Source organism: Vallitalea sediminicola (assembly GCF_054408565.1).
Genome location: NZ_BTPT01000373.1, coordinates 1 through 240, shown reverse-complemented (window position 1 = coordinate 240; position 240 = coordinate 1). Strand labels below are relative to the sequence as shown.

1 protein-coding gene is annotated in these 240 nt (G+C 40.0%); it reads right to left on the bottom strand.

Going from position 1 to position 240, the window contains the following annotated elements; all coding sequences use genetic code 11:
• Window positions 1–240, bottom strand: a 240-nt coding sequence (locus tag ACX6CF_RS27100) for an aldehyde dehydrogenase family protein (protein WP_458788479.1), incomplete at both ends; no start/stop codon positions are given.

The window sequence follows — 240 nt, the reverse complement described above, 5'->3', positions numbered from 1 at the left end:
CTGCTCGCATTACGTGGCGTCCAACAGTCGTGGAGCCAGTAAAAATTAAATGATCAAAAGGTAATGCAGAAAACTCTGCTGCGACGTCGGCTTCACCTTCAATACAGGCAACGGTATCTTGCTCAAAAATAGTGCTCAACATTTTTTTTATAACTTGATTGGTATTTGGAGTAAACTCTGACAATTTGATCATTGCTCTGTTACCAGCAGCTAATGCTGTGATTAATGGACCAATAGATA